Origin of the sequence: Amycolatopsis saalfeldensis, assembly GCF_900110575.1 — a bacterium.
GTDB lineage: Bacteria > Actinomycetota > Actinomycetes > Mycobacteriales > Pseudonocardiaceae > Amycolatopsis > Amycolatopsis saalfeldensis.
The window spans coordinates 77,056-102,256 of sequence record NZ_FOEF01000013.1; the positions used below are offsets into that span (position 1 = coordinate 77,056).

24 protein-coding genes are annotated in these 25,201 nt (G+C 71.6%); 17 read left to right on the forward strand and 7 right to left on the reverse strand.

Annotation, left to right across the window (positions count from 1 at the left end):
- The first annotated feature begins 70 nt into the window (after positions 1-70).
- Positions 71-1,081, forward strand: coding sequence for a DUF3558 family protein (locus BMY97_RS26855; protein ID WP_091621433.1), 1,011 nt, complete (start codon positions 71-73; stop codon positions 1,079-1,081).
- 15 nt (positions 1,082-1,096) lie between these two features.
- On the opposite strand, the gene BMY97_RS26860 is transcribed toward BMY97_RS26855, so the two are convergent.
- Together BMY97_RS26860 and lhgO are read right to left on the reverse strand one after the other, a co-directional pair.
- Positions 1,097-2,986: a hypothetical protein gene (locus BMY97_RS26860; RefSeq protein WP_091621435.1), complete on the reverse strand. Its 1,890-nt coding sequence runs from the start codon at positions 2,984-2,986 to the stop codon at positions 1,097-1,099.
- Positions 2,987-3,104: 118 nt separating this feature from the next.
- Positions 3,105-4,289, reverse strand: a complete 1,185-nt coding sequence (gene lhgO / locus BMY97_RS26865; RefSeq protein ID WP_091621437.1) for an L-2-hydroxyglutarate oxidase — start codon at positions 4,287-4,289, stop codon at positions 3,105-3,107.
- A 79-nt stretch (positions 4,290-4,368) separates the two neighbouring features.
- Between lhgO and BMY97_RS26870 the strand changes: the two genes are divergently transcribed.
- Both BMY97_RS26870 and BMY97_RS26875 read left to right on the forward strand, forming a co-directional pair.
- Positions 4,369-4,983 carry a TetR/AcrR family transcriptional regulator gene (locus BMY97_RS26870; protein WP_177231570.1) on the forward strand — a complete coding sequence of 205 codons (615 nt, stop codon included), beginning with the start codon at positions 4,369-4,371 and terminating at the stop codon, positions 4,981-4,983.
- Positions 4,980-5,462 (forward strand): nuclear transport factor 2 family protein, encoded by a 483-nt coding sequence (locus tag BMY97_RS26875; protein ID WP_091621440.1) that lies wholly within the window; start codon positions 4,980-4,982, stop codon positions 5,460-5,462. Before BMY97_RS26870 ends, BMY97_RS26875 begins: the two co-directional genes overlap by 4 nt.
- On the opposite strand, the gene BMY97_RS26880 is transcribed toward BMY97_RS26875, so the two are convergent.
- Together BMY97_RS26880 and BMY97_RS26885 are read right to left on the reverse strand one after the other, a co-directional pair.
- Positions 5,459-6,991, reverse strand: coding sequence for an MFS transporter (locus tag BMY97_RS26880; RefSeq protein WP_091621442.1), 1,533 nt, complete (start codon positions 6,989-6,991; stop codon positions 5,459-5,461). The two genes, BMY97_RS26875 and BMY97_RS26880, sit on opposite strands and share 4 nt — an antisense overlap.
- Before the next feature lie 89 nt (positions 6,992-7,080).
- Entirely contained in the window at positions 7,081-10,200 is a 3,120-nt protein-coding gene (locus tag BMY97_RS26885; protein ID WP_091621445.1) for an ATP-binding protein, read from the reverse strand.
- Between the two features lie 172 nt (positions 10,201-10,372).
- Here BMY97_RS26885 and BMY97_RS26890 point away from each other — a divergent pair, with 172 nt between their 5' ends.
- From BMY97_RS26890 to BMY97_RS26920, 7 genes are read left to right on the forward strand one after another with little or no spacing between them, the layout of a single operon-like run.
- Positions 10,373-11,512, forward strand: a complete 1,140-nt coding sequence (locus tag BMY97_RS26890; protein ID WP_091621448.1) for a DegT/DnrJ/EryC1/StrS family aminotransferase — start codon at positions 10,373-10,375, stop codon at positions 11,510-11,512.
- Between the two features lie 29 nt (positions 11,513-11,541).
- The gene (locus BMY97_RS26895; protein ID WP_091621918.1) at positions 11,542-12,471 is read left to right on the forward strand and encodes an NAD-dependent epimerase/dehydratase family protein; all 930 of its coding nucleotides are present in this window, start codon (positions 11,542-11,544) and stop codon (positions 12,469-12,471) included.
- Positions 12,472-12,503: 32 nt separating this feature from the next.
- On the forward strand, positions 12,504-13,700 hold the full coding sequence (locus tag BMY97_RS26900; RefSeq protein WP_091621451.1) for a glycosyltransferase family 4 protein: 1,197 nt from the start codon (positions 12,504-12,506) through the stop codon (positions 13,698-13,700).
- Complete coding sequence (locus BMY97_RS26905; RefSeq protein ID WP_091621453.1) at positions 13,687-14,301, forward strand: acyltransferase; 615 nt, start codon at positions 13,687-13,689, stop codon at positions 14,299-14,301. The genes BMY97_RS26900 and BMY97_RS26905 overlap by 14 nt, the downstream gene beginning before the upstream one ends.
- Positions 14,268-14,798, forward strand: a complete 531-nt coding sequence (locus BMY97_RS26910) for a Uma2 family endonuclease (protein WP_091621456.1) — start codon at positions 14,268-14,270, stop codon at positions 14,796-14,798. The genes BMY97_RS26905 and BMY97_RS26910 overlap by 34 nt, the downstream gene beginning before the upstream one ends.
- Positions 14,741-15,250, forward strand: coding sequence for a SigE family RNA polymerase sigma factor (locus BMY97_RS26915; protein ID WP_091621459.1), 510 nt, complete (start codon positions 14,741-14,743; stop codon positions 15,248-15,250). Before BMY97_RS26910 ends, BMY97_RS26915 begins: the two co-directional genes overlap by 58 nt.
- Positions 15,247-15,993 (forward strand): hypothetical protein, encoded by a 747-nt coding sequence (locus BMY97_RS26920; protein WP_091621461.1) that lies wholly within the window; start codon positions 15,247-15,249, stop codon positions 15,991-15,993. The genes BMY97_RS26915 and BMY97_RS26920 overlap by 4 nt, the downstream gene beginning before the upstream one ends.
- 3 nt (positions 15,994-15,996) lie before the next feature.
- Here BMY97_RS26920 and BMY97_RS26925 read toward each other — a convergent pair whose 3' ends face one another.
- A complete protein-coding gene (locus tag BMY97_RS26925; protein ID WP_091621464.1) occupies positions 15,997-16,953 on the reverse strand; it encodes a Gfo/Idh/MocA family protein in 957 nt (318 codons plus the stop codon).
- A complete protein-coding gene (locus BMY97_RS26930) occupies positions 16,950-18,056 on the reverse strand; it encodes a DegT/DnrJ/EryC1/StrS family aminotransferase (protein ID WP_091621466.1) in 1,107 nt (368 codons plus the stop codon). Before BMY97_RS26930 ends, BMY97_RS26925 begins: the two co-directional genes overlap by 4 nt.
- 150 nt (positions 18,057-18,206) lie before the next feature.
- Between BMY97_RS26930 and BMY97_RS26935 the strand changes: the two genes are divergently transcribed.
- From BMY97_RS26935 to BMY97_RS26965, 7 genes are read left to right on the forward strand one after another with little or no spacing between them, the layout of a single operon-like run.
- Positions 18,207-18,938 (forward strand): acyl-ACP--UDP-N-acetylglucosamine O-acyltransferase family protein, encoded by a 732-nt coding sequence (locus BMY97_RS26935; RefSeq protein WP_091621469.1) that lies wholly within the window; start codon positions 18,207-18,209, stop codon positions 18,936-18,938.
- An 8-nt stretch (positions 18,939-18,946) separates the two neighbouring features.
- Positions 18,947-19,192, forward strand: coding sequence for an acyl carrier protein (locus BMY97_RS26940; RefSeq protein ID WP_091621471.1), 246 nt, complete (start codon positions 18,947-18,949; stop codon positions 19,190-19,192).
- Positions 19,185-19,916: an SDR family NAD(P)-dependent oxidoreductase gene (locus BMY97_RS26945; protein WP_091621474.1), complete on the forward strand. Its 732-nt coding sequence runs from the start codon at positions 19,185-19,187 to the stop codon at positions 19,914-19,916. Before BMY97_RS26940 ends, BMY97_RS26945 begins: the two co-directional genes overlap by 8 nt.
- Positions 19,913-21,331, forward strand: a complete 1,419-nt coding sequence (locus BMY97_RS26950) for an AMP-binding protein (protein ID WP_091621477.1) — start codon at positions 19,913-19,915, stop codon at positions 21,329-21,331. Before BMY97_RS26945 ends, BMY97_RS26950 begins: the two co-directional genes overlap by 4 nt.
- Positions 21,328-22,380: a LuxE/PaaK family acyltransferase gene (locus BMY97_RS26955; RefSeq protein ID WP_091621480.1), complete on the forward strand. Its 1,053-nt coding sequence runs from the start codon at positions 21,328-21,330 to the stop codon at positions 22,378-22,380. Before BMY97_RS26950 ends, BMY97_RS26955 begins: the two co-directional genes overlap by 4 nt.
- The gene (locus BMY97_RS26960) at positions 22,377-23,621 is read left to right on the forward strand and encodes an acyl-CoA reductase (protein ID WP_091621484.1); all 1,245 of its coding nucleotides are present in this window, start codon (positions 22,377-22,379) and stop codon (positions 23,619-23,621) included. The genes BMY97_RS26955 and BMY97_RS26960 overlap by 4 nt, the downstream gene beginning before the upstream one ends.
- Positions 23,622-23,649: 28 nt before the next feature.
- A complete protein-coding gene (locus tag BMY97_RS26965) occupies positions 23,650-24,630 on the forward strand; it encodes a lysylphosphatidylglycerol synthase transmembrane domain-containing protein (protein WP_177231571.1) in 981 nt (326 codons plus the stop codon).
- On the opposite strand, the gene BMY97_RS26970 is transcribed toward BMY97_RS26965, so the two are convergent.
- A complete protein-coding gene (locus BMY97_RS26970) occupies positions 24,627-25,172 on the reverse strand; it encodes a nuclear transport factor 2 family protein (RefSeq protein WP_091621487.1) in 546 nt (181 codons plus the stop codon). The two genes, BMY97_RS26965 and BMY97_RS26970, sit on opposite strands and share 4 nt — an antisense overlap.
- Positions 25,173-25,201: the final 29 nt, after the last annotated feature.

Below are 25,201 nucleotides of genomic sequence, written 5' to 3' on the forward strand. Positions count from 1 at the left end.
GGTTTCCGCTGATGAGCCGGTGCGCCGCCGTTCGGCCCAGTAGGGTGCGGGCCGAACGGGAGGAACGCCGATGGGGTTCAGGGGAGTCCGCGCGGGGTTGACGGTCACGGCCGCGGCCGTGCTGCTCGCGGGGTGCACGGTGACGGTCGGGGGCACGGCCGCGCCGTTGCCGGGGCAGGGGCCGGTGAAGCAGGTCGTCGACCCGTGCAAGGTGCTGGACGCCCAGCAGCTCGACGCGCTCGGCTACCAGGCGTCCGGCCACGGCGTGCCCGCCAGCGAGGCGCAGCGTGCGCCCGCGATGTGCTTGTGGCACACCAAGGACGACGTTTCGCCCCCGGTGATCCTGAACGTCGGCTGGGCCGTCGACCAGACCCTCGACAACTACCTGCAGGGCGCCGTGGTCAAGGCCCCGCCGGTGAAGCTGGGCGGGCTCGACTGGACGCGGTACGGCTCGTTCATCCCCGGCAGCTGCGACCTGTACACCACGCTCGGCGCGAAGTCGTTCGCCTTCGTGAGCGTCTCGTTCCAGGACGAGGACAAGGCCTGCGAACTGGCGAAGCTCGCGATCCCCCAGGTCGCCGCGCGCCTTCCGGGCGGGCAGCCGGCCCCGCCGATCAGCTCGGCGGGACCGTCGACGCCGGCCGCGCCGAGTGGGCCGCTCGCGACGCTCGACCCGTGCACCCTGCTCAAGCCCGAGCAGGCCGCGCAGCTGAACATGGAGACGACGGGCCAGAAGAGCACCTCCGACAGCCCCACGCCCAACGTCACGTACTGCCTCTGGAAGGACACCGACGGGGACCGCGGCCAGAAGGCGTTCGAGGTCTGGCTCGGCCCGGACGTGCCCGTGTCGAAGTGGATCGGCATGGACGTGCCGCCCGTCGAGCAGGTCGACGCCGGCGGTCGCAAGTGGTCGGTCTTCGCCAACTTCAACGACTCCGGCGGCGTGAACTGCGCTGCCGGGCTGGCGCTGTCGGGCACCTCGTCGGTCGAGATCGTCAGCGGTTACCTGGACGATCCGAACAAGTCCTGCGACGCCGTCAAGGCGGGCATTCCGCTGGTCACCGCGAACCTGCCCGCCTGAGACGTCCGGCCGGGCTCAGCCGGCGAGCGCCACGCTCCGGTGCGGCGCCGCCGGACGGGCCGGGCCCCACGACGGGGCCACGGTGCGCGGCGGCGCGACCGGCACGTTGCGCGCGGCCGGGATGTTCGGCGGCGCGGTCCGGACCGGCTGCGGCGCGGCCGAAGCCGCGACCAGCGGGCGAACCGGAGCCGCGACCGACGGCCGGACCGGCGCCGCGACCAGCGGGCGAGCCGGGGCCGGAACCGCGAGCGGGGCCGAGGGCCGAGCCGGCGCCGGGGCCATGCACCGAGCGGGAGCCGAAACCGGGACCGGGGCCGAAACCGGAGCCGCGGGCCGCTTGAGGTCGAGGTCGACCGCGACCTCCTCGCCGCCGATCTCGCGGGTGATCCAGGAGCCGGATTCCACCATCACGGCGAGGGTTTTGGTGTCGAGGCCGTTGATCCGGGCGCGGTACCAGCCGTCGTCGGGCAGGTTCGCCATCCGGCCCGCCATCCGGTCCTTGATCGACTTGAGCCGCTGGAACAGCGTCTCGGTGAGGGCCTGGCGGTCGTGCCCGCCGGCCAGCCCGGCGCGGATGCGGTCCTCGATGCCGCGCGGCACGCCGTTCTCGTCGGGCATCAGCATGGTGGTCCAGGCGCGGGACTTCTCGCGGTACTGCAGCTGCTGCATCAGGCCCTCGTGCGCGGCGAAGTCCGCGGCGCGGAACGAGCGGCCGGACCAGCGGGCCTTCAGGTTCGCGGCGAGCGACTGCACGCTCTTCACCCCGGTGTTGAGGCCGCGGCCGGGCCAGAAGTGCAGCGAGTTGGCGGCGTCGCCGAGCAGGAAGCCGAACGTGGTCGGCGCGAGCTGCGCGGTGAACTTCGGGTTCTGCGTCATGCCGAGCTTGAACGTGGTGATGCCGACGACGTCCGCCAGTCCGACACCGAAGAACTTGATGCCGTCGGCGATCCGCGGCCAGAGGAACGAGAGCGCGTCCACCGAGGGCTTGAACACGGACTTGTGCCGGTCGCAGACGAACTTGTCGCCGTCCGGGCACATGGTGCAGCCGAACTTGCCGATGCACTCGACCGGGCCGTTCTCGCCGTAGGCCACCAGTTCGGAGGCCTCCTCGGCGGTGAGGCGCATGTTGATGAAGCCGCCGCCGAGCGAGTTGAACAGGAAGCGGTTCTGGCACACGGTCAGCGGCACGGTGAACTCGTCCGGCAGCTTCCCCTTCACGCGGATGCCGAGCACGGTCTCGTCCAGCGGCGCGCCGTTCACCGAGTAGAGGTCGCGGCTGGAGGTGCCGAACGCGTCCTTGAGGTCGTCGCGGGTCTTGGAGCGGGCGCCGTCGCAGATGGCGAGCACGTCGACCTCGTTCCAGGACTCGGGCCGGGCGTAGGGCTCGGGGACCAGCTCGATGCCGTAGACGTCCTGCGCCATCTCGAGCAGGCAGTCCTCGATCCAGCGGATCTTGATGTTGCGCGGGCGGCCGCGCTCGGCGGGGGAGTCCGGGCCCAGCGGCCACATCTCGGAGTGCTTGCCGGCGACGAACAGGCGCTGCTGCACCAGCTGCGGCAGCTGGCCCCAGACGTTGCTCTGCAGGGTGACGACCTGCTCGCGGCGGTTGTTGCCCTCTTCCTCGCCGCGCCAGGCGATGCGGTTGCCGCGCCGGGTCCAGCGCCGGTCGTACACGCGGATCTTGGCCTGCTCGCCCATCATCGAGCGCAGGGTGCACGCGAAGATCAGCCCGACCGGCCCGCCGCCGGCCACGTCGACGCGCAGCGGCTTCGTCTCACCGGCCCGCTGGACCAGCTTCACCACGCGGCCGAGGTCCTGTCCGGGCAACGACTTCACCGACTGCCGGTTCTGCTGCGGCAGAACGAGCTTCATCGTCGCGTCGAAGTGTGAGCCGTTGTGGTTCATGTCCCCGGACCCCTCCCGTGTGCTTGCTCTTCTCGGCCATCACACGGGGCTGGGGGCGCAAGCGGTTCACGGATTTCCGGAAAAAACTTCGAAAGATCCTTTCGCGCTGGTGACAGGCCTAAACCGAGACCTCGTCCGCGATGTGCCGGGCGATCTCGAGCGCGCTCGTCGCCGCCGGGGACGGGGCGTTGAGGACGTGCACCTGGTCCCGTGCGGTCTCGATGAGGAAGTCGTCGACGAGGGAGCCGTCGGGGCGCAAGGCCTGCGCGCGCACGCCCGATCCGTGGCGGACGATGTCGTGCTCCGTGACCGCGGGGACGAGGCGCGCGAGGCTGGCGGCGAAGCGCTTCTTCGAGAACGAGCGCCGCACTTCCTCCAGCCCGGTCGGGAAGGCGTACTTCTTCGCGAGCCGCCAGGCGCCGGGGAAACGGGCGACGTCGGCGAGGTCCTTCGGGGAGACGTCCGCCCATCGGTAGCCCTCGCGCCGCAACGCGAGGACGGCGTTCGGTCCCGCGTGGACGCTGCCGTCGAGCATCCGCGTGAGGTGGACGCCGAGGAACGGCAGCGTCGGGTCCGGCACCGGGTAGATCAGGCCGCGCACGAGGTGCCGGCGTTCGGGCTTGAGCTCGTAGTACTCGCCGCGGAACGGGACGATGCGGGCGCTCGGCGTCAGGCCGGCCAGCTCGGCGACGCGGTCGGACTGGAGGCCCGCGCAGTTCACCAGCGCGTCGGCGCGCAGCACCTCCGTGGCCGTGGCGACCTCGACCCCGCCGTGGCGGCCGGGGCGGATGCCGAGCGCCGCGGTGTTCAGCCGCAGATCGGCGTCGGCCTCGTCCAGCAGGCGGACGAGCGTGGCGCAGACGGCCTCGTAGTCTATGATGCCCGTGGACTCCACCCGCAGCGCGCCGACGCAAGCCACCTCGGGCTCGTACTCGCGGGCTTCGGCGGGCGAAACCTGCTTCGCCGGGACGCCGTTCGCCTCCGCGCGTTCGGCGAGCGTGGCCAGCGCCGGCAGCTCGGCGGCTTCGGTGGCCACCACGAGCTTCCCGCAGACCTCGACGGGCACGCCGTACTGCCGGGCGAAGTCCACAATGGACCGATTGCCGGCCACGGACATCCGCGCCTTGAACGAGCCGGGCTTGTAGTACAGGCCGGCGTGCACGACGTTCGAGTTGTGCCCGGTCTGGTGCGCCGCCCAGCGGACCTCCTTCTCGAGCACCGTGACGTCCTGCCCGCGCTTCGACAGCTCCCAGGCCACGGCCAGGCCGACGATTCCCCCACCGATCACCACGACGTTCCGCACGGTCGGAAAGGCTACGCGACCGGGTCCGCGGCCGCGTAACCTGACAATCGTCAGGTTAGTCTGGTAACGTACCTGACCGATGTCAGGCAAGCGGTTGACCAGGGCGGAACGCCGGGCGCGCATCCTCACGGCGGCCGCCGGGGTGTTCGCCTCAACGGGGTACGCGGCGGCGGGGATGCGCGAGGTCGCGGCCGCCGCCGGAATCAGCACACCGGTGCTGTACGACCATTTTCCGGCCAAAGCCGACCTCTACGCGAGCCTGCTGGAGTCCGAAGTGGACAGCCTGCTGGCCGGCTGGGCGGAGCTGCCGCACGGCGACACAGGGGCGGAGGAACTGCTGCACAGCCGCGTCGCCGCGATCTTCGCCTGGATCGAGGCGCACGAGCCGGGCTGGCGGATGATCTTCGCGGAGACCCCCGCCGACCCGGCCGTCGCCCAGGTGCACCGGCTTGGCCAGCAGCGGGCGACCGAGCAGCTCACCACGGTGTTCCGCCTGGTCCCGCGCCTGGACCTGACCGCACGCCTGTCCCGCGAGCGCGCCGACGCCGTGCTGGCCGAGGCGTGCAAGAGCGCACTGAACGCCATCGCGCGCTGGTGGTGGTCGAACCGCGATGTGCCCCGCGAGGACGTGGTGGCCCTGACCGTCGACCTCCTCTGGCGAGGCCTGCGAGACCTGATCCGGGAGGACGCATGAAGGTCACCGAGCGCTACCGCAAGGCCGCCGAAACCGGCGACGTGGACCTGGCCATGACCACCTTCGCCGCCGACGCCGTCCTGCATTCCCCGCTCACGGGCCGAGTGCGCTTCACCGGCCACGCGGAACTGCGGCCGTTGATCGAAGTCGCGTACAGCCACTTGAAAAACGTGCGGTTCGTCGCCGATCTGGGCGATGAAGAGACCCGTGTGGTCATCTACACCGCGCAGATCGGCGACGAACCGGTGGAGGAAGCGGCGTTGCTGCGGATCGAGGACGACCTCATCACCGAGGCGACGCTTTACGTCCGCCCGTTGCCCGGACTGGTGACCCTGATGTCCGCCTTCGGCCCCGACATCGCCCGCCGCAACCACCGCCCGGCCGCGGCCCGCTTTCTGTCCCTGGCCACGAAACCGTTGCGCGCCATGGTCCGCTCCGGGGACAAGCACGCCGTCCCGCTGGCCGCGCCCCGCCGTTAAACCAGCACGGGCTCGTTGATCTCGGCGGGGTCGTCGAGCACCTTCGGCACGCCCTTCAGCGCCACCCAGGCCACCACCGTCACCACGACCATCAGACCGGCCGCCCCCAGCATCGTCACCTGCAGCCCGCCGACGAACGCTTCCCGCGCGCTCGCCAGCAACGCCTGCCCGCCGGGCACCTGGGCCGCGACCTGCACCGCCCCGCCGAGGGTGTCGCGGGCCGAATCCGCCGCCGCGGCCGAAAGCCCGCCCGGCAGCACCAGCCCGTTCCGGTACAGCGACCCCAGCAGACTCCCCAGCACCGCGATCCCCAGCGCGCCACCGAGTTCCGTGGCCGTCTCGGAAATCGCCGAAGCCGCGCCGGCCCGTTCCTTGGGCACGACCCCGAGCACCGTGTCCGTGGCGACGGTCAGCACCAGCGCGAGCCCGATCCCGAAGACCGCCATGGTCACGACCAAGTACGGATAGGCCGTGGTCAGGTCGATTTGGCTGTACAGCGCGAAGCCGAGTGCTGAAGCGGCGCAGCCGAGCGTGACCGTGCCGGCCCGGCCGAGCACCTTGACCAGCACCGCGCCGAGCGTCCCGCCGACCAGCGCGCCGCCCATCCCGGGCAGCCCGGCGAGCCCGGACTTCAGCGGCGACCAGCCGAGGACGAGTTGGAAGTACTGCGCGGACATCAGCGAAACGGTCAGCTGCGCGAACATCGCCAGCACCGTCACCCCGATCGTCGCGGAGAACGCGCGGTTGCCGAAGAGCTTCAGGTCCATCAGCGGCTCACTCAGCCGCGGCTGGCGCAGCACGAACGTCAGGAGGCAGCCGACGCCGACGACCGCGGCGGCGTAGACGTCCCAGTGATCCAGGCCTTTGTACGCGATTTCCTTGATCGTGTAGACGACGCCGAGGATCCCGGCCAGCGACAGCCCGACGCTGACCAGGTCGATCCGCCCCGGCCGCGGGTTGCGCGACTCCGGCAGCACGGCCAGCTCCACGAGGATCAGCACGGCGACCACCGGCACGTTGACCAGGAACACCGAGCCCCACCAGAAGTGGTCGAGCAGCGCGCCGCCGACCAGCGGGCCGAGCCCGAAGCCGAGGATCGTCAACCCGCTGGACACCCCGATCGCGGCGGTGCGCTCCTTGCCGGTGAAGGTGTTGCGCAGGATCGACAGCGTGGACGGCATCAGCGTCGCCGCGCTCATGCCGAGCAGCACGCGCAACGCGATCAGCAGCTCCGCGTTCGGCGCGTACGCGGTGGCCACCGAGACGAGCCCGAACACCGCCGCGCCGCTCAGCAGCAGCCGTTTGCGCCCGATCCGGTCCCCGAGGTTGCCCATCGTGATCAGCAGCCCGGCCAGCGCGAACCCGTACCCGTCGGCGATCCACAGCGCCTGCGTGGTGCTCGGGTGCAGCGCCTCCGAAACCGCCGGGATGGCCAGGTGCAGCACCGTCATGTCGACGGCGATGAGGATTTGCGCGAGGACGCAGACGCCGATGATGCCGGCCTTCCGTCCCCTGGTGAGTGTGGTCATGGCCCCTCCAGCTGTCGTGATGGCCACGACTCTGGCGGGCCCCGCTGACCGGCGGCGCACGGTTCACGCACGGCGGGGGACGGGAGTGGTCAGGGAGCCGGTTCGATGCCGGCCGCGGTCAGGGCCTTCGGCGTGGTCAGTGCCTGCCCGGCCGCGTACTTCGTCGCGAAGTCCGGTCCCAGCCGGGCCCGCGCCGAAGCGGCGACCTGCGTGACGTCGGGCTGGCCCACCAGCTCCGTGCCGCGCACGGCGGCCGCCGCGCCCAGCAGGAGGGCGGTCTCCTCGGGCCGGTCCTCCAGGATCGCCGCGCCGGCCACCCCCTCCAGCGCGGCGGCCAGCACCATGCTGTCGCGCCACTGGCTGGCCGCCGCCACGGCTTCCTGCATCCGGCTCCTGGCCTTGGCCGGATGGCCGTCCGCCAGGGCGATCCAGCCGAGTTCGATCGTCGCCGTCGCCCGGACCGCGGCGACCGAGTACGAGCTGCTGGTGCACTCGGCCAGTGCGCGGTCCGCCAGCGAACGCGCGGTCACCAGGTCGCCGGTGCGGCGGGCGAGGCCGGCCAGCCCGACGTACGCCGACGCGCGCGTTTCGGGCATGCCAGAGCGGCGCGCGAGCGAGATCGTCAGCTCGTAGTCCGCGCGGGCGCCCGCGACGTCACCGCGCAGCGATCGGCTGTCGGCCCGGCGGCAGAGCAGGTCCGCGTAGTCGTCGGCGGCGCCGAGCTGCTGCATCAGGCCCATGGACTCCGTCATGGCCGCCAGCGCCTCGTCGTACCGGCCGCTCCAGGTGAGCATCTGCGAGAGGTGGTCGAGCGTCATCGAAAGTCCCCATCGCTCGCCCAGCTCGCGGTACCGCGCCTCGCCCTCGCGCATGCTCCGCTCGGCCGTGTCGAGGTCGCCCATGAGCATCGAGCGCAGGCCGAGACCCATCGGCAGCAGCGCGCTGGTCCACGGGTCGCCGTGCGCCATCAGCCGGCTGCGCACGTACAGCTCCGAGTCGTCGGTGGGCGGCCCGATCACCACGCCCATCAGCATGCTCAGCATCGGATGTCGCGGCGCCCAGGACATATCCGCCGCGTAACCCTCCACAAGGGACTGATACGTCGCCGTCGTGTCCTGGCCCGGCCCGGCGGATATCGCGTTCAGCACGCACATGAGGAACTCCTCGGCGTACTCCCGCGGCGGCTCCGGCCCACAGCGCTTCACGATCTCCAGCGACAGCATCGCGCCCTCGTACCGCCGTCCCCGCATCCACCAGTACGTCGCGAGCGCGGCCGCGAGCCGGAACGCCGTGGGCAGGTCTTCCTCGGTCGCCCAGCGCAGGGCGGCGACGAGGTTGTCGTACTCGGCGTCGAGCCGCTCCAGCCAGCCCAGCTGCTCCGCGGTGCGCAGCTTCGGGTCCGCCTCCTCGGCCAGCCGCAGGAACACCAGCGCGTGGGCCCGGTGCAGTTGCGCGGTTTCGCCCGCGCCGGTGAGCTTCTCGGCGCAGAAGGCGCGGATCGTCTCCAGCATCCGGTACCGGTTGCCCGACGTCTCCACCAGCGACTTGTCCGCCAGGCCCGGCAACAGGTCGACGGCGTCGGGCACCCCGCACACCTCTGCGGCCGCGGCCAGTGTCGCGCCGCCGGGGAACACGGTGAGCCGGCGCGCGAGGCGGCGCTCGTCGTCGTCCAGCAGCTCCCAGCTCCACTCGACGACACCGCGCAGCGAACGGTGCCGCGCCTCCGCCGTCCGGCTGCCGCGCGCGAGCAGGCGGAACCGGTCGTCGAGGCGGGCGGCGATCTCGCCGACGGGCAGCGTCCGGACCCGCGCGGCGGCCAGCTCCAGCGCCAGCGGCAGGCCGTCGAGCGCGGCGCAGATGTGCTGGACGTCGCCGATCGTGCCGTCGTCCACGCGGAACGCCGGGTCGCTCGCCGCGGCCCGGTCCGCGAACAGCCGCACGGCCGGGAAGCCGAGCGCTTCGGCGGCCGGGGTGCCCGGCGGCGGCACGGCGAGCCGGGGCACGGGCGCCAGCTGCTCACCGGTGATGCCCAGCGGCTCCCGGCTCGTCGCGATCACCCGCAGGCCCGGGCACGCGGGCAGCAGGCGCGCGAGCAGCCGGGCGGCGGCGTCGACGACGTGCTCGCAGTTGTCGAGCACCAGCAGCGGGGCGCGGTCGCGCAGGGCCGCGACCAGCCGGTCCACGGGGTCCGGCCCGACGGTTCCGCGCAGCGGTGAAGCGACTTCGCGCAGGCCGAGCGCGCTGAGCACGGCCTGGACCACGTCACCCGCGACGTGCGGCGCCAGCGCCACGAACGTCACCGGCTCCGCGCCGGTCGCCGCGACCTCGACGGCCAGCCGCGTTTTGCCGGTGCCACCAGGCCCCAGCAGCGTGACGAGCCGGGCGTGCCGCAACAGCTCGGCGACCTGCTGAAGCTCGCCGTCGCGGCCGACGAAGCTGGTCAGCTGCGCGGGCAGCGCCGAAGCGGGTTTCACCGGCTCGCTCCGCAGCGCGGCCAGGTGCGCTTCGGTCAGCTCGGGCCCGGGGTCGGCGCCGAGTTCGTCGGCCAGCGTCCGGCGGGCGTCCTCGAACGCGGCCAGCGCTTCCGCCGACCGGTCCGCCGCCTGCAACGCCCGTACGAGCTGGGCGCGCGGCCGCTCCCGCAACGGCTGCTCGGCGACGGTGGCGCGCAGCTCGTCGAGCACACCTGCCGCGCGGCCGAGCGAGATCTCCGCGTCCACCCGGTCGGCGGCGACGTCCGCGCGCAGTTCTTCGAGCCGCGTCGACTGCGTTGCCGCGAAAGGCGCTTCGGTGACGTCGGCGAACGCGGGCCCGCGCCACAGCGCGAGCGCTTCGCCGAGCAGCTCGCTCGCGCGGGCGGCGTCACCGGCGGCCAGCTCGCGTCGCCCGTCACCGGCCAGCCGCTCGAAGCGGTGCACGTCGACGTCCTCGGGATCCACCACGAGCCGGTAGCCGGCGGCGGTGAACTCGACCGGCGCGACGGCCTTCAGCGCGCCCCGGAGCCGGGAGACCTGTGATTGCAGCGCGTTCGCCGCGCCGTCCGGCGGTTCCTCGCCGTACATGCCGTCGATCAGCCGCTCGGCGGCCACGAACCGGCCCGCGTCCACGGCGAGCAGTGCCAGCAGCGCGCGCACTCGCGGCCCGCCCACCGAGACCGCGGCACCCGCCGGCTCCCAGGCCGTGACCGCCCCCAGCACCCCGATCCGCATGCGCCCAGCCTAGGCCCGGGCCCCGCTCGTTACCGGCAGGTTTCGTCCCCCGGCCATGGCCGGGCAGGCGCCTATATACACTTCGGCGCGACCCGGCGCAACGGAGGGAACGGGGGACGGCCTCGTTCACGCTCCCCACCGGGCGCGGCGGCCCGCAAGGCACAGGAGAGGTATGTCTGACGTCCAGGAACCCGTGCTGCTCGGCAAGCCCACGGTCGGCGAGGCGGAGCTGGCCGCGGTCGCCGAGGTCTTCCGGTCGGGCTGGCTGGCCGGCGCCGGGCCCGCCTGCCGCCGGTTCGAGGAGCGCTTCGCCCAGCTCACCGGCACCGCGCACGCGCTGACCACGAGCAACTGCGGCTCGGCGCTGTTCCTCGGCCTCAAGGTCCTCGGCGTCCAGCCGGGCGACGAGGTGATCGTCGGCGACTACACGTTCCCCGCGACCGGCCACGCCGTGCTGCAGGCCGGCGCGAAGCCGGTGTTCGCCGACGTCCTCCCGGACGTCTGGAGCGCCGACCCGGCCGCCGTCGAAGCGCTGATCACGCCGCGCACGGTCGGCATCCTGGCCGTCGACGTGGCCGGCCAGCCCGGTGACTTCGACGAGTACCGGGCCATCGCCGACAACCACGGCCTCTGGCTGTTCGAGGACGCGGCCTGCGCCGCGGGCGCCACCTACCGGACGCGCCCGGCCGGCAGCCTCGCCGACCTCGCCGCGTTCTCCTTCCACGGCCGCAAGGGCATCACCGCGGGGGAGGGCGGCGCGCTCGTCTCGAACCGCGAGGACCTGATCGCGCACGCCCGCAAGCTGCACACCTACGGTATCGAGCCCGCCATCACCCGCGAGGGCTCCGGCGCGCTGCCGATCCCGGAGTTCCACGAGCTGGGCTACAACTTCCGGCTCTCGGACATCCAGGCCGCGATCATGGGCGTCCAGCTCGACCGCCTGCCCGACCTGCTGGCCGCCCGCCGCTCCGTGGCCAAGCGCTACCACGAGGCGTTCGCCGACGTCGGCGCGCTGACCGTGCCCGTCGAGCTGCCCGACCGCGAGCACCCGTGGCAGGCGTACCTGCTCACGGTCGCGCCGGAGGTCAGCCGGGACGCGCTGGCGCTGCGCATCCGCGAGCAGGGCGTGCAGTGCAACTTCGGCACGTACGCCTCCCACCTGCAGCCGGTGTACGGCGCGCAGGAACCGCTGCCCGTGTCCGCCGACGCCTTCCGGCGCCAGCTGGCCGTCCCGATGCACGCCGAGCTGACCGACGCCGAGGTCGAGCGCGTCGTGACGACCGTCCGCGAAGCCACACTGGCGCTGTCGTGAACACCGTCGAACGAGGAGAGATCGCGACCATGTCCGAGAAAAAGGTGTTCTTCACCGGGGGCGGCGGGTTCATCGCCGCGCACGTCATCCCGCTGCTGCTGGACGGCGGCTACACCGTGCGGATCTTCGACAACATGACCCGCGGCGACCGCGCGCGGGTCAACGAGTTCGTCGCCACCGGCAAGGTCGAGCTGGTCGAGAAGGACGTCCGTTACGGCGGCGCCGTGCGCGAGGCCATCCGCGGCTGCACCCACGTGGTCCACTTCGCCACGGTGTCGATCAACAAGTCGATCGCCGACCCGCACGAGTCGATCGACATCAACATGACCGGCAACCACAACGTGTTCGCCGCGGCGGCCGACGAAGGCGTCGAGCGCCTCGTGTTCGCGTCCACCGCCTCGGTCTACGGGGAGCCGAAGCGGCTGCCGATGCACGAGGACGACGAGCTGCGCCCGCTCACGCCGTACTGCATCACCAAGCGCGCGGGCGAGGACCTGCTCGGCTTCTACGAGCGCACCAAGGGCCTGTCCTGGAACGCGTTGCGCTTCTTCAACGTGTACGGCCCCGGCCAGAAGATCGAGGCCTACTACACGTCGGTGATCAACCACTTCATCCAGCGGCTGCGCGCGGGCCGGCCGCCGGTGATCGACGGCCGCGGCGACCAGTCGATGGACTTCGTGCACGTCTCGGACCTGGCGCGCTCGGTCGTCGCCGCGCTCGAATCGGAGCAGGCCAACCTGCCGATCAACATCGGCACGGGCATCGACACCTCCGTCGCCACGCTGGCGAAGATCCTGATCGAGGCCGTGGGCGTCGACGTGCAGCCGCAGTTCAACGAGCGCGAAGTGCTGGTCTCGCGCCGGGCCGCGGACATCACCCGGGCCCGCGAGGTGCTGGGCTGGGAGCCGCGGATCACCGTCGAAGAGGGCATGCGTGCTTTGGTGAGGGACTCGGCGTGAATGCCACCGCGGGCCCTGCCCGAGGACGTGCGATGCGCATCGCGGTGGTCAACAACTTCTTCCCGCCGCGAGTGGGCGGGAGCGCGCACATGTCGGCCTCGCTGGCCGGCGAGTTCGCGGCGGCCGGGCACGAGGTGCTGGCCATCACGGCGGCGTACGGCGAGGCGCCGGCCGAAGAGGAGCGCGACGGCTACCGCGTGGTCCGGCTGCCGGCGGTCAAGATGCCGCAGCTGGGCCTTTCGATCGACTTCGACATGAGCTTCGCGTCGCTGCGGCCGGGCAACTGGCGGCGGCTGTTCCGGCTGCTCGACGAGTTCAAGCCGGACGTGCTCCACCTGCACGGGCAGTTCTTCGACCTGTCCTGGCTGGCCGGCCTCTACGCGCGCCGCCGCGGACTGCCCGTGCTGCTGACCATCCACACGTTGCTGATCAGCGACAACAAGGCGTACGGCGGCGTTTTCCGGATGCTGGACGCGCTGCTGGTCAAGCCGGTGCTCCGCTACATCCGGCCGCGGTACGTCATCCTCGACAAGCTGGGCGTCGACTACTGCGTCGAGCGCTACGGCACCAGCGACGAGAACTCCGAGTACTTCCCGATCGCCGTCGACACCGGGCACTTCGCGAAGCCGGTGACCAAGGACGTGCGCGCGGAGCTGGAGATCGGGGACGCGCCGCTGATCGTCTCGCTCGGGCACGTGATCCCGCTGCGCAACCGGCTGCCGCTGGTCGAGGCGCTGCCGTCCGTCGTGGCCGAGCACCCGGACGTGCGCGTGGTCGTGGTGGGGCGGGTTTATCACGACGCGTTCCTGAAGCGGGCGGAAGAGCTGGGCGTGGCGGACCGGCTGATCGTCACCGGCGCGGTGCCGAAGGAAGACGTGCCGGCCTACTTCGCGGCCGCGGACATCGTGACGCACGACCTCAACGGCGGCTGCGGCACGGCGTCGCTGGAGGCGATGCTTTCCGGCACGGCCACGATCGCCTCGGTGACCGAGGACAACTACCCGGGCATCGAGCTGCGCAACGGCGAGAACATCCTGCTGGTGCGCCCCGACGACGCCGGCGCCGTGGCCGAGACCGTGCTCGGCCTGCTGGCCGACCCGGCGGCCCGCGCGACGATCGCGGCGCGCGAGAGCGCGATGGTGCGGGCCAACTTCGGCCTGGACGTGGTGGCCGAGGAGCACCTGCGGGTGTTCACGAAACTGGTGGCGGACAACGATGTTCTTCGATGACGAGCGCAGCGCCCGGCTGCGCCCGCAGATCCTCACCGAGGTCGTCTCGCAGTACCTGAACGATTCCGAGCGGGCCGCGTTCTACGGCCTGCCGGAATCGACGCGGATCCGCGAGCGGGCGAAGATCATCAGCCAGGAGAACCTGCGGATCGGCGAGCACTGCTGGATCGGCGAGGGCGCGGTCCTCGACGCCAGCGGCGGCCTGGAGATCGGCGAGCACACCAGCATCGGGCTGAACACGCTGATCTTCACCCACTCCAGCTGGCTGTCGAACATGACGCTGCAGAACCATTCGGGCAGCGACCTGATCGAGCGCAAACCGGTGAAGATCGGCAAGGGCTGCTTCATCGGCGGCCTGGTGGTGATCATGGCCGGCGTGACCATCGGCGATTTCGCGACCGTGCAGCCGAACTCGGTGGTGGCCAAGGACGTCCCGCCCCGCACCCTGGTCGCGGGCAACCCGGCACGCGTGTTCCAGCGGTACGACGAGGAGTACATCCAGTCCGAAGTGGAGCGTGTCCGCGCGGAGAACGCCCGCCGCCGCGCCCTTTCCGACGATCCATCCGGGTGGGGCTCACCGTCGGGAGACTTCTCGGGCTAGCGGTTGCGGACGGCGACACCGACACTGTCGGCCGGTCGCCGGTCCTGCACCAGCGGATCGCCGCGCGGCTCGCGTGCCTGCTCGACCGGCAGTCGCCGGACGAGCAGGCCGCGGTTCACGGGGTCGAGATGCTGGTGTCGGCCGCGCCGCTGACCGTTCGGGTGCCCGACGTGCTGGTGGTTCCGGCCGCGGTCATTCAGGACAACCTCGCGCGCTTCGACGCCGCCGACATTCTCCTGGCCATCGAGGTCCTCTCCGAAGGCACTGAGCGCACCGACCGCGTCACGAAGCTCTTCGAGTACGCCGAAGCGGGCATCGAGCACTACTGGATCGTCGACCCCGGTCCGCCGGTTCGCCTGATCACCTATCGTCTTGTCGACGGCGACTACCGGATCTGGGCCGGGCCGTCCCACCGGACGTCGAAATCGGGGGTAAGCGGGTGGCGCGCAGCGACGACGAGTTCGTCGAGTTCGTGCAGGCTGCTTCGTCGCGGCTGACGCATGCCGCGTATCTGATCACCGGGGATCGGCATCAGGCGGAGGACGCCGCGCAGACCGCGTTCGCCCGGACGTACGCCGCGTGGGGGCGGGTGCGGCGCAAGGATGCGTACGCGTACGCGCGCACCGTGCTGGTCAACCACATCATCGACGGGTGGCGGCGGCCGCTGAAGGAGTACGCCGCCGAGGAGGTGCCTGAGCGGCCGGGCGCGCAGGACGTCGCGCAGACCGTCACCCAGCGGGCCTGGCTCACCGCCGCGCTGGCCCGGCTCACCGCCCGCGAACGCGCGGTGGTGGTGCTGCGGCACTTCTTCGACCTGTCGGAGGCGGACGTGGCCTCGGAGCTGGGCGTTTCGGTGGGTACCGTCAAGAGCACGAACTCACGCGCGCTCGCCAAGCTGCGAGTCGACGAAGGGCCGGAGGACGCGCTGATCGGAGGGAACGGGCGGTGAGCGAGCTCGAGCGGCTGAAGTCGGCACTGAACGAGGCCCCGCCGGAGCAGTTCGCCGCGCCGGACCTCACCCGGATCATGGCCGACGGCACGCGCATCCGGCGGCGACGGCGCCTGCTCACCGGCGCCGGGGCGGCCGCCGCGGTGGTGGCCGTGGTCGCGGTGGTCTTCGGGGCCGTCCAGCTGCGACCGCAGCCCCAGCCGCAACAGCAGCCGGTCGCCGCCGCGCCCAGCACCGTCGGCCCGGCCAGCACCGTCCCGTCCACCAGCGCCGCGGAGAGGCAACAGGCCACGCCGCTCGGTGACGTCGTCTCGCTCGGCATCAAGAACGCCACCGGCGAGCTGGTGCTGTACGCGTTCAAAATCGACGAGCCGCAGACGATGCCCGGCGTCGGCTTCGGGCTGATGCTCGCGGTCCGCGACGCCGGCGGCCTGCACCCGGTGTACGCCGCCAACGAGGTCAACGGCGCCGACCGCTCGTTCGGCTTCCACGCGACGTCCGGCGGCCTCATCGCCGGCACCGACGCGAAACAGGTGCAGGTGCCGGTGCTCGGCTACTTCGCCGGGCCCGCCGCGCGCATCACCAGCTCCGTGCACGGCAAGCCGGTGAACGCCCACCTGGCCCGGTGGAGCGAGGACCCGGGCGTGGTGTTCTTCTGGTTCGACCCGGTGCAGGTGCCGTCCGCCGCCGCGCTGACCCCGCTGGCCGCCTACAACGCCGGCGGCACCCGCCTCACCAAGTGAGCCTCAGGCCGCGGCCTGCGTGAGCACCTGCGCCACCACGTGGTGCGAAGGCAGGATCAGGTCCCGCTCGACCTCGGCGTCGACCTTGCCCTCGAGCAGGTCCACGAAGCGGTCCAGCTGGGTGGCCAGCGGCTCGCGCGCGGTGACCAGCTCGGGGATCTCGATCACGGTCTGCTGCCGGTAGCCGAGGCCGTCCGGCGTGACGGAGTCGTGCGAGATGTGCCGGTAGATGGTCACGTCCCGGCGGAGCAGGTCGACCTCGATCAGCCGGTCCAGTTCGGACACCACGATCGAACGCACCTTCCGCTGTCCCAGCCGCGAAGCCGACACGGTGGCCAGGCCGGTGGGGAAGGACAGCACCGTTTCGATGGTGTCCTCGGCGCCTTCCGCGGACTGCGGGTGGAAGTAGCCGGCGCCCGAGGTGACGCGCGAAGGCGTTGCGCCACCGAAGAACTGGATGGCCAGGTCGACGTCGTGCACCAGCAGGTCCCACGCCACGCCGGTCTTGATGCGCGGGGCGTACGGGCCGTGCCGGCGCGCCATCAGGTGGATCGGCTCGTTCACCAGCGCCCGCGCGGTCATCACCGCGGGGTTGTAGCGCTCCAGCAGCCCGCACATCAGCGGGACGTCCTTTTTGGCCGACAGCGCCACGATCTCGCGCGAGAGCTCCAGGCTGTTGCACACCGGCTTCTCGACCAGCAGCGGCTTGCCCTGGCCCAGGATCTCCTGCGCCAGCTCGTAATGCGCCTCGGTGGCCGAGGCGAGCACCACAGCGTCCACATCGGACAGTGAGCCGATCTCGGGCGTCCACTGCGTCTCGTAGCGCTCGGCGACGGCGCGGCCGGCCTCTTCGCGGGGGTCGATCACGCGGGTCAGCTCCACGCGCTCGTTCCCGGAGAGCACCCGCGCGTGCAGCGAGCCCATGTTGCCCGTGCCGATCAGGGCGATGCGGTGGGTCATGCGCCGAGTACCTCGCGAACCGTTTCGATGACCTGGTCCACGTCGGACTCGGTCAGGTGGGGGTGGACCGGCAGGGAGAGCGCCTGGGCGGCGACCGCGCCGGCCACCGGGAAGTCCTCGACCCGCGCGTCCGGGATCAGCGGGTGGCCCTGGTAGCACTCGTAGTCGAAGACGATCTTCGGGTAGTACACGCCGTTGCCGATGCCGCGCGCGGTGAGCGCGTTGGACAGCTCCTCACGCGAGAGCATCGCGTGCGGGCCGACCAGCACGGTGTACTGGTGCCACACGTGCTCGCGGCCCGGCAGCACCTGCGGGAGGTCGAGGCCGGGCGTGCCGGAGAGGCCCTCGGTGAGCCGCTTGGCGTTGGCCTGCCGGGCGGCGGTGAGCTGGTCGAGCTTCTCGAGCTGCGGGATGCCGACGGCGGCGTGCAGGTCCGTCATCCGGTAGTTGTGCCCCGCCACCTCGTACTGGTAGCGGGCGCGCATGCCCTGGTTGCGCAGCACGCGCAGCCGGTCGGCCAGCTCGTCGTCGTCGGTGGTGATCACGCCGCCCTCGGCGGTGGTCACGTTTTTCGTGGCGTACAGCGAGAAGCAGCCGATGCCGTACGAGCCGGCGGCGCGGCCCTGGAACGAGGCGCCGACGGCCTGGGCCGAGTCCTCGATCACCTTCAGCTGCCGCTCGGCCGCGATCGGGGCGAGCTTGCCCATGTCGGCGGTCTGGCCGTAGAGGTGCACCGGCATGAGCACCTTGGTCCGGCCGGTGACGGCGGCCGCCACCGCGTCCGGGTCCAGCGCGAAGTCGTCGCGGCGGATGTCGGCGAACCGCACGGTGGCGCCGGCTTCCAGAATGGCGTTCAGCGTGGCGACGAACGTGAACGGCGAGGTGATCACCTCGTCCCCCGGCTCCAGGTCCAGCGCCTGCAGCGACGCGACCAGAGCGGTGGTGCCGTTGTTCACGGCGATGGCGTGCTTCGTGCCCGCGACGTGCGCGAAGGCGTCCTCGAAGCGCTTGACCATCGGCCCCTGTGCGATGGCGCCGGATCGCAGCACCTCGACGACGAGGTCCTCCGCGTCGCGGACGTCGACCACGGTAATGGGGATCATCGGCAGTCTCTCCCGGCAGGTGATTTCGGTGCGTCCGGTACAGTGAGCCGCCGGTTCTGCGTCCGGCCGCCCTGCATGAACGCGGGCCACACGTTACCGGGCGCGGTAGCACGCCCAATACCCAGCCGTCGACGAATGGATACTTCGCTCGTGGTCAACCGCATCCACCCGACCGCAGTAGTCGGCGAAGGCGTCGAAATCGGCGAAGACAACGTGATCGGGCCGTACACGGTGATCGTCGGCCCGACCCGGATCGGCGACGGCAACTGGATCGGCCCGCACGTCACGATCGGCACCCCCGGCGAGGACCGCGGGCGTGCGCACCCGGCCGCCTGGGAGCAGGCGCCGGCCGGCGACCCGGAGCGCGACGGCCACGGCGTCGTGATCGGCAGCCGCAACCGGATCCGCGAGTACTCCAGCGTCCACCAGGGCACCTGGCGCGCCACCACGCTCGGCGACGACGGCTACTACCTGCGCGGCAGCCACATCGCGCACGACTGCCTCGTCGGCGACGCCGTGACGATCGCGTCCAACGTGGTCACCGGCGGGCACTGCCACATCTGGGACGGCGCGAACCTCGGCATGGGCGCGGTGCTGCACCAGCGTGTGGTGATCGGCCCCGGCGCGATGGTCGGCATGGGCTCGGCGGTGCGGCGCGAAGTGGGCGCGTTCACGATCGCCGTCGGCAACCCGGCGCGCGTCACCGGCGTCAACGTGGTGGGGCTGTCCCGCCGCGGCCTGGACGAGGCCGCCATCGAGGCGCTCGGGCCGTGGCTCAAGGGTAAGTCGGGCCTCCCGGAGGACGGGCTGGCCGACCGGCTGCCCGGCGACCTCTCTACCTTGGTCAAGGCGTGGGACGCCCGCCCACGCGACGAGCACTAGGAGCTGTTATGTCGGATGTGGCCCCCAAGCTGCGCGCGGTCTTCGTCGAAGCGCTGGACCTCGACGCTGACGTGGATGTCGAGAACCTCAAGTACCGCGACATCGAAGCGTGGGACTCCGTCGGCCACATGGCGCTGATCGCGGCCGTCGAGGACGAGTTCGACGTCGAGTTCGACACCGACCAGGTGATCGACATGTCGAGCTTCAAGGTCGCCGTCGATATGGTGACCGAGCTGCAGTCGAAGAATGACTGATCTGGCCGGACGCGTCGCGCTCGTCACCGGCGGCACGCGCGGGATCGGCCTGGCCACCGTGCGCGCGCTGGTCGAAGCGGGCGCGACCGTGGTGCTGACCGGGCGCGACGAGGCCCGCGCGAAGGAGGCCGCCACCGCGGCCGGCGCGGCGGCCGGGCTGGCCCTCGACGTCACGGACGCGAAGGCCGTCTCCACGGTGGTCCGCGGGGTCGCCAAGGAGCACGGCCGGCTGGACGTGGTGGTGGCGAACGCCGGGATCATGGACGACGCGCTGCTCGGCATGATCCGCGAGGACGCCGTCTCGGCGACCCTGGACACCAACGTGGCCGGCACGCTGCACACCGTCCAGGCCGCGGCGCGGGCCATGATGCGCAAGAAAACCGGCTCCATCGTGGTGCTCGCCTCCATCGTCGGCGAGTACGGAAGTGCTGGTCAGACGCTGTACGCGGCGTCGAAGGCGGCGGTGGCGAACATCGCGCTGTCGGCCGCGAAGGAACTCGGCCGCTCGGGGATCCGCGTGAACGCGGTGGCGCCCGGCGTGATCGAGACCGACCTCACGGCGGGCCTCTCCGAAGAGGCCGTCGCCGAGAACGTGAAGAAGACCCCGCTCGGGCGGCTCGGCCGGCCCGAGGACGTGGCGAAGGCGATCCGGTTCCTGGTGAGCGACGAGGCGTCGTTCGTCACCGGCCAGGTGCTGGGCATCGACGGAGGCTTGGTGCTGTGACGCTGTTGGGTGCGGGAGCCCGGCTGGTCGAGGCGGCCGGGGGCCGCACGCTGGCGGGCCAGGAGCTGGACGCGGAAGTCTCGAAGGCGGGCGCGGCGCTGGCCGAGCTGCCCGCCGGGGTGCTGTTCGCGCGGATGTCGGTGGACCTGCCGAGCGTGCTGACCTACCTCGGCGCGTTCGAGGCGGGCCGCGCGATCGCCCTGATCGACCCGGCGCTCGACGCCGACGTCCTGGCCGGGCTGATCACCCGCTTCCGGCCCGGCGCCGTGCTGTCCGCGCCCGAGACGCCCGAGACGCCCGCGCCGTCCGGCTACACCGCGGCCGGCGGGCACTGGGTGCGGGATTCCGCCGAGGGCGTCGAGCCGCACCCCGATCTCGCCGTGCTGCTCCCGACCAGCGGTTCGACCGGCAACCCGAAGCTCGTCCGGCTCTCCCGCGGCGCGATCATGGCCAACGCCGCGGCCATCGCCGAGGTGCTGGGCCTCACCGCCGACGAGGTCGCGCCGACCTGCCTGCCGCTGCACTACAGCTACGGGCTGTCGGTGCTGAACTCGCACCTGGTGCGCGGAGCGACCGTGGTGATCGAGCCCTCCGGCGTGCTGGGCCGCGGCTTCTGGGACGCGGTGACCACGTACGGCGTCACGTCGCTTTCGGGCGTGCCCTACCACTACGAGATGTTGCGGCGGCTCAAGTTCGACCCCGCGAAGTACCCGACGCTGCGCACGCTGACGCAGGCCGGCGGCAAGCTGCGTGACGAGCTGGTGGCCGAGTTCAACGACAAGATGCGGGCGGTCGGCGGCCGGATGTACGTGATGTACGGCCAGACCGAGGCCGGCCCGCGGATGACCACCGTGCCCGCCGAGCGGCTCGCCGAGAAGCTCGGCTCCGCCGGCCCCGCCCTGCCCGGCGGCGCGTTCTCCGTGCGCCGCGACGACGGCGTCGAGACCCGGCACCCGAAGATCGTCGGCGAGGTCGTCTACCGCGGGCCGAACGTGATGATGGGTTACGCCGACGACGAGTCCGGCCTGGCCGCGGGCGACGAGTACGGCGGCGTGCTGGCCACCGGCGACCTCGGCTACCTCGACGCGGACGGCTACCTGTTCATCACCGGCCGGCTCAAGCGCATCGGCAAGGTGTTCGGCAACCGGGTCAGCCTCGACGACCTCGAGCAGGCCGTGCGCTCGGCCTCGGTGGGCATCGACGTGGTCGCCGCCGTGCCCGGTGGCGACAAGGTGGTGCTGTTCGCCGAGCTGCCGGAGGACGACGGCGCGAAGGCGATCTGCAAGGACGCGTCGCGCGCGCTTTCGGAGCGGCTGCACCTGCACACGAGCGGGTTCGACGTGCGGCCGATCGAGACAGTGCCGCTGCTGGCCAGCGGCAAGATCGACTACCGGTCGCTGGAGGGACGGATATGAGTGTGTTCACGCGCTCGCAGGCGGAGCGGGAAGCTCTGCTGCTGCCCGAGCTGGCCGAGCTGACCGCGCACCACCGGTCGAACAGCGCCGGGTACGACCGGATCCTGTCGTCGCTCGGCATCGCGCCGGACGCGCCGTTCGACACGATCGTCGACCTGCCGTGGCTGCCGGTGCGGATGTTCAAGACCCACGACCTCAAGTCGGTCCCGGACGACGAGGTGTTCAAGACCCTCACCTCCTCGGGCACCACCGGCGCCGGCGCGTCGCGGATCTACCTGGACAAGGCCGCGGCGGCGGCGCAGACCCGCCAGCTCGGCACCACGCTGCAGGAGGTGCTGGGCGGCGAGCGGCTGCCGATGCTGATGGTCGACACTATCGGCATCATCAAGAACCGCCGCTCCTTCTCCGCCCGCGGCGCGGGTGTGCTCGGCATGGCCAACTTCGGCCGCAAGCACACCTACGTGCTCGACGAGAACGACCAGCCGGACGTCGAGGCGGTCAAGAAGTTCCTGGCGGAGTACGGGGACAAGCCGTTCCTGATCTTCGGGTTCACCTTCATGGTGTGGCTCTACCTGTACGAGGTGGCGCGGGACAACGGGCTCGACCTGTCCAACGGCATCCTGATCCACTCCGGCGGCTGGAAGAAGCTGATCGACCGCGCGGTGGACAACACCGAGTTCCGCCGCCGGTTCGCCGAGGACACCGGGCTCACCCGGATCCACAACTACTACGGGATGATCGAGCAGATCGGCACGGTGTTCCTCGAGGGACCGTCCGGGAACTCCTTGTACTGCCCCGATTTCGCCGACGTCGTGATCCGGAACCCGGACACCTGGGCGGAGCAGCCGGTGGGCGAGCCGGGGGTGATCGAGGTGGTCAGCACGCTGCCGCGCTCGTACCCCGGGCACGTCCTGCTCACCGAGGACCTCGGCGTGTGCAACGGGATCGACGACGGCGACTGGCCCGGCAAGCACTTCTCCGTGCTCGGCCGGCTGCCGAAGGCCGAAGCCCGCGGTTGCTCGGACACCTTCTCCGGGGCCGCCGCATGAGCGCGTTGACGCAGCGGTTCCCGGTTTCGGAGCCTATCGACGTCGGTGAGCTGGTCGATCAGCTCCGCGTCGAGCCGCCGGGCGGACGGCTCACGGTCGGCGACCCGCGAGTGGTCGAGTTCGTCACGAAGTTCGCGCGCAAGCTGCTCGCGCCCGCGCTCGCCCGCCGTTTCCCGGAGCTGGCTTCGCTGGGCTTCTTTCTGCGCAAGGGCGAAATCGCCAAGGCGCTGTCCACTTTGGAGACTTCCGGCGACGCGCTGCGGTTCCCGCGCGGGCTGGTGTTCCACGTGCCGCCGGCCAACGTCGACACGATCTTCGTGTACTCGTGGGCGCTGTCCGCGCTGGCGGGCAACCACAACGTCGTACGCGTGTCCTCGCGTTCGGCCGGTGCCGCGGAGGCGGTGCTGGACGCGCTGAACGCGGCACTGTCCGATGTGGACCCGGCGACGGCGGCCGCGATCACCGCGACCCAGCGCATGGTCACCTACGACCGCAGTGACGAGGTCAGCGGCGCCCTGTCGCTGGCGGCCGACCTGCGCGTGATCTGGGGCGGTGACACCTCCGTGGCCGCGCTGCGGAAGTACCCGCTGGCGCCGCACGCGCGGGACCTGACCTTCCCGGACCGCTCGTCGTTCGCCATCGCTTCGGTGCGCGGCTGGCAGGCGGCCTCGGCGGCCGAGCGCCGTACCGCGGCCGAGGGCTTCTACAACGACTCGTACTGGTTCGACCAGGCCGCCTGCTCGTCACCGCGCGCGGTGTTCTGGGTCGGCGACGCTTCGGGAGCGTCAGAAGCCGGCCGCGAGTTCCGTGCGCTGCTGGCCGCGGTGATCGAGGCGAAACAGCACGTCACGGAGCCGGCGATGGCCGTGCAGAAGCGCGTTTCGGCGTATGGCGCGGCGGCGGACGGGCTGGTGTCGTCGATCGCGTTCGACGGCAACGGGCTGGCCACGTTGGAGCTGACCGACGCGGCCGTGATGCCGCGCGAGTGGCTCGGCGCGGGCACGTTCGCGAACGCGCGAGTGGACTCGCTCGCCGAGCTGGTGCCGACCGTGCTGCGCAAGGACCAGACCGTGAGCCAGTTCGGCTTCACCCGCGAGGAGTTGACCGAGTTCGTCACCGCCCTCGCGGGCCGCGGCGTCGACCGGGTCGTGCCGTTCGGCTCGGCCCTCACGTTCGCGGGCGTCTGGGACGGTTACGATCTGCTGGCCGAGTTCAGCCGTCTGGTCACGGTGCAGGCCTGACCAGCGGTTGTCGTGAGGAGACTGGTCAGTGACGACCGTGCGGACGTCTGGGGAGGACGCGCCGGCTTCGAAGCCGAAGCCGCCGAAATCCACCAAGGCCAAGATCCTCGACGTCGTGCGCTGGGTCGCGATCCTGCTCGTCGTCGGGTTCGCCGCGAAGCAGCTCGCGGCCAACTGGGGCGAGTTCTGGCGCACGCTGTCCGACGTCGCGTGGCAGTCCTCGGTGCTCAGCCTGCTCGCGCTGGTCGCGTCCATCATGGTCTCCACCTGGGGCTGGCAGAAGATGGTCGACGACCTCGGCGAGCCGGTCGGCTACGCGCGCGGCGCGCAGATCTGCCTGGTCGGCTCGCTCGGCAAGTACGTGCCGGGCTCGGTGTGGGCGTACCTGCTGCAGATGGAGCTGGGCCGAAAGGCCGGCGTCGCCCGCGCCCGGATCTTCACCGGCTCGCTGATCCAGCTGGGCGTCGGCGTGGTGTCGGCGCTGGTGGTTTCGCTGCTCGCGGCGCCGGCGGTGTTCAGCAACAGTCCCCGCGCGATGTGGCTGTTCGTGCTCATCCCGGTCGGCCTGGCCCTGCTGCACCCGCGGATCCTGACCTGGGGCACGTCGCTGGTGCTGCGGATCCTGCGCCGCCCGCCGCTGGCGCACCCGCTGGGCTGGGCCGTCGTCGGCAAGGTCTTCGGCGCGTCCACGCTGGCCTGGGCGTTGCAGGGAGTGCACCTGTGGCTGCTGGCCAATTCCGTCGGCGCCCCGGGTTTCAGCGGTTTCGTGCTCTGCGTCGGCGCCATGGCGGTGGCGATGACGGTCGGCACCTTCGCGTTCATCCTGCCCAGCGGGGTGGGCGTGCGTGAGGTCGCCCAGGTCGCGGTGCTGACGGCCAGCGGCCTGACGGTGGGCCAGGCCGCCGCGTTCGCCGTGGCCTCCCGCGTGATGTTCACCGTCGCGGACCTGCTGACCGCGGGCTTCGCGGCCGGCGCCGCCCGCGTCGCCGCCCGCGCCGCCGCGGCTTAGGAACCGGACGGGAGACCCGACTCCGGCAGGCCGGACTGACGGTTGACCTCGGCCTTGCTGTAGTAGTCGTCGTTGGTCAGGATCTTGCCGCCGCGGAGCTTGATGACGGTGACCGCGGGGACCGAGAACGAGTGCGGCGCGCCCGTGGCCTGGCCGCTGAAGTTCCAGAAGATGAGCTGGCTGTCGCCGAAGCCGATCGCGCCGGTGAGGGTGATCTTGGCGTTCGGGATGGCCGACTTGGTATCGGTGACCCACTGGGCGACCCCGGCGCTGCCGGTGTACGTCCGGTCGAAGGCGTGGTCGGTGTAGCGGGAGCCGTCCTGGACGAACAGGCCGGCCAGGTTCCGCGGGTCGCTGCTGTTCCAGGCCGCGGCCCACTCGACGGCGAGCGGGGTCAGGTGCGGCTTGGGGGCGTGGTTCGCCGCTTCGGCCGCCGCGCCGAACGGCTGGGCGACGGTGCTCGCGGCCGCCATCGACGTTCCGGCGAGGGTGACAGCGGCGGCGGCGAGCAGACCGGTGACAGCGACACGGGCGTTGTTCATGGTTTCTCCTCGGAAGGTTTGTGATTGAT

Coding starts and splice junctions, on each gene's coding strand:
- BMY97_RS26855 (WP_091621433.1), top strand. CDS start 71: ATGGGGTTCAGGGGAGTCCGCGCGGGGTTGACGGTCACGGCCGCGGCC.
- BMY97_RS26860 (WP_091621435.1), bottom strand. CDS start 2,986: ATGAACCACAACGGCTCACACTTCGACGCGACGATGAAGCTCGTTCTG.
- BMY97_RS26870 (WP_177231570.1), top strand. CDS start 4,369: ATGTCAGGCAAGCGGTTGACCAGGGCGGAACGCCGGGCGCGCATCCTC.
- BMY97_RS26875 (WP_091621440.1), top strand. CDS start 4,980: ATGAAGGTCACCGAGCGCTACCGCAAGGCCGCCGAAACCGGCGACGTG.
- BMY97_RS26880 (WP_091621442.1), bottom strand. CDS start 6,991: ATGACCACACTCACCAGGGGACGGAAGGCCGGCATCATCGGCGTCTGC.
- BMY97_RS26885 (WP_091621445.1), bottom strand. CDS start 10,200: ATGCGGATCGGGGTGCTGGGGGCGGTCACGGCCTGGGAGCCGGCGGGT.
- BMY97_RS26890 (WP_091621448.1), top strand. CDS start 10,373: ATGTCTGACGTCCAGGAACCCGTGCTGCTCGGCAAGCCCACGGTCGGC.
- BMY97_RS26895 (WP_091621918.1), top strand. CDS start 11,542: ATGTCCGAGAAAAAGGTGTTCTTCACCGGGGGCGGCGGGTTCATCGCC.
- BMY97_RS26900 (WP_091621451.1), top strand. CDS start 12,504: ATGCGCATCGCGGTGGTCAACAACTTCTTCCCGCCGCGAGTGGGCGGG.
- BMY97_RS26905 (WP_091621453.1), top strand. CDS start 13,687: ATGTTCTTCGATGACGAGCGCAGCGCCCGGCTGCGCCCGCAGATCCTC.
- BMY97_RS26925 (WP_091621464.1), bottom strand. CDS start 16,953: ATGACCCACCGCATCGCCCTGATCGGCACGGGCAACATGGGCTCGCTG.
- BMY97_RS26930 (WP_091621466.1), bottom strand. CDS start 18,056: ATGATCCCCATTACCGTGGTCGACGTCCGCGACGCGGAGGACCTCGTC.
- BMY97_RS26940 (WP_091621471.1), top strand. CDS start 18,947: ATGTCGGATGTGGCCCCCAAGCTGCGCGCGGTCTTCGTCGAAGCGCTG.
- BMY97_RS26945 (WP_091621474.1), top strand. CDS start 19,185: ATGACTGATCTGGCCGGACGCGTCGCGCTCGTCACCGGCGGCACGCGC.
- BMY97_RS26955 (WP_091621480.1), top strand. CDS start 21,328: ATGAGTGTGTTCACGCGCTCGCAGGCGGAGCGGGAAGCTCTGCTGCTG.
- BMY97_RS26960 (WP_091621484.1), top strand. CDS start 22,377: ATGAGCGCGTTGACGCAGCGGTTCCCGGTTTCGGAGCCTATCGACGTC.
- BMY97_RS26970 (WP_091621487.1), bottom strand. CDS start 25,172: ATGAACAACGCCCGTGTCGCTGTCACCGGTCTGCTCGCCGCCGCCGCT.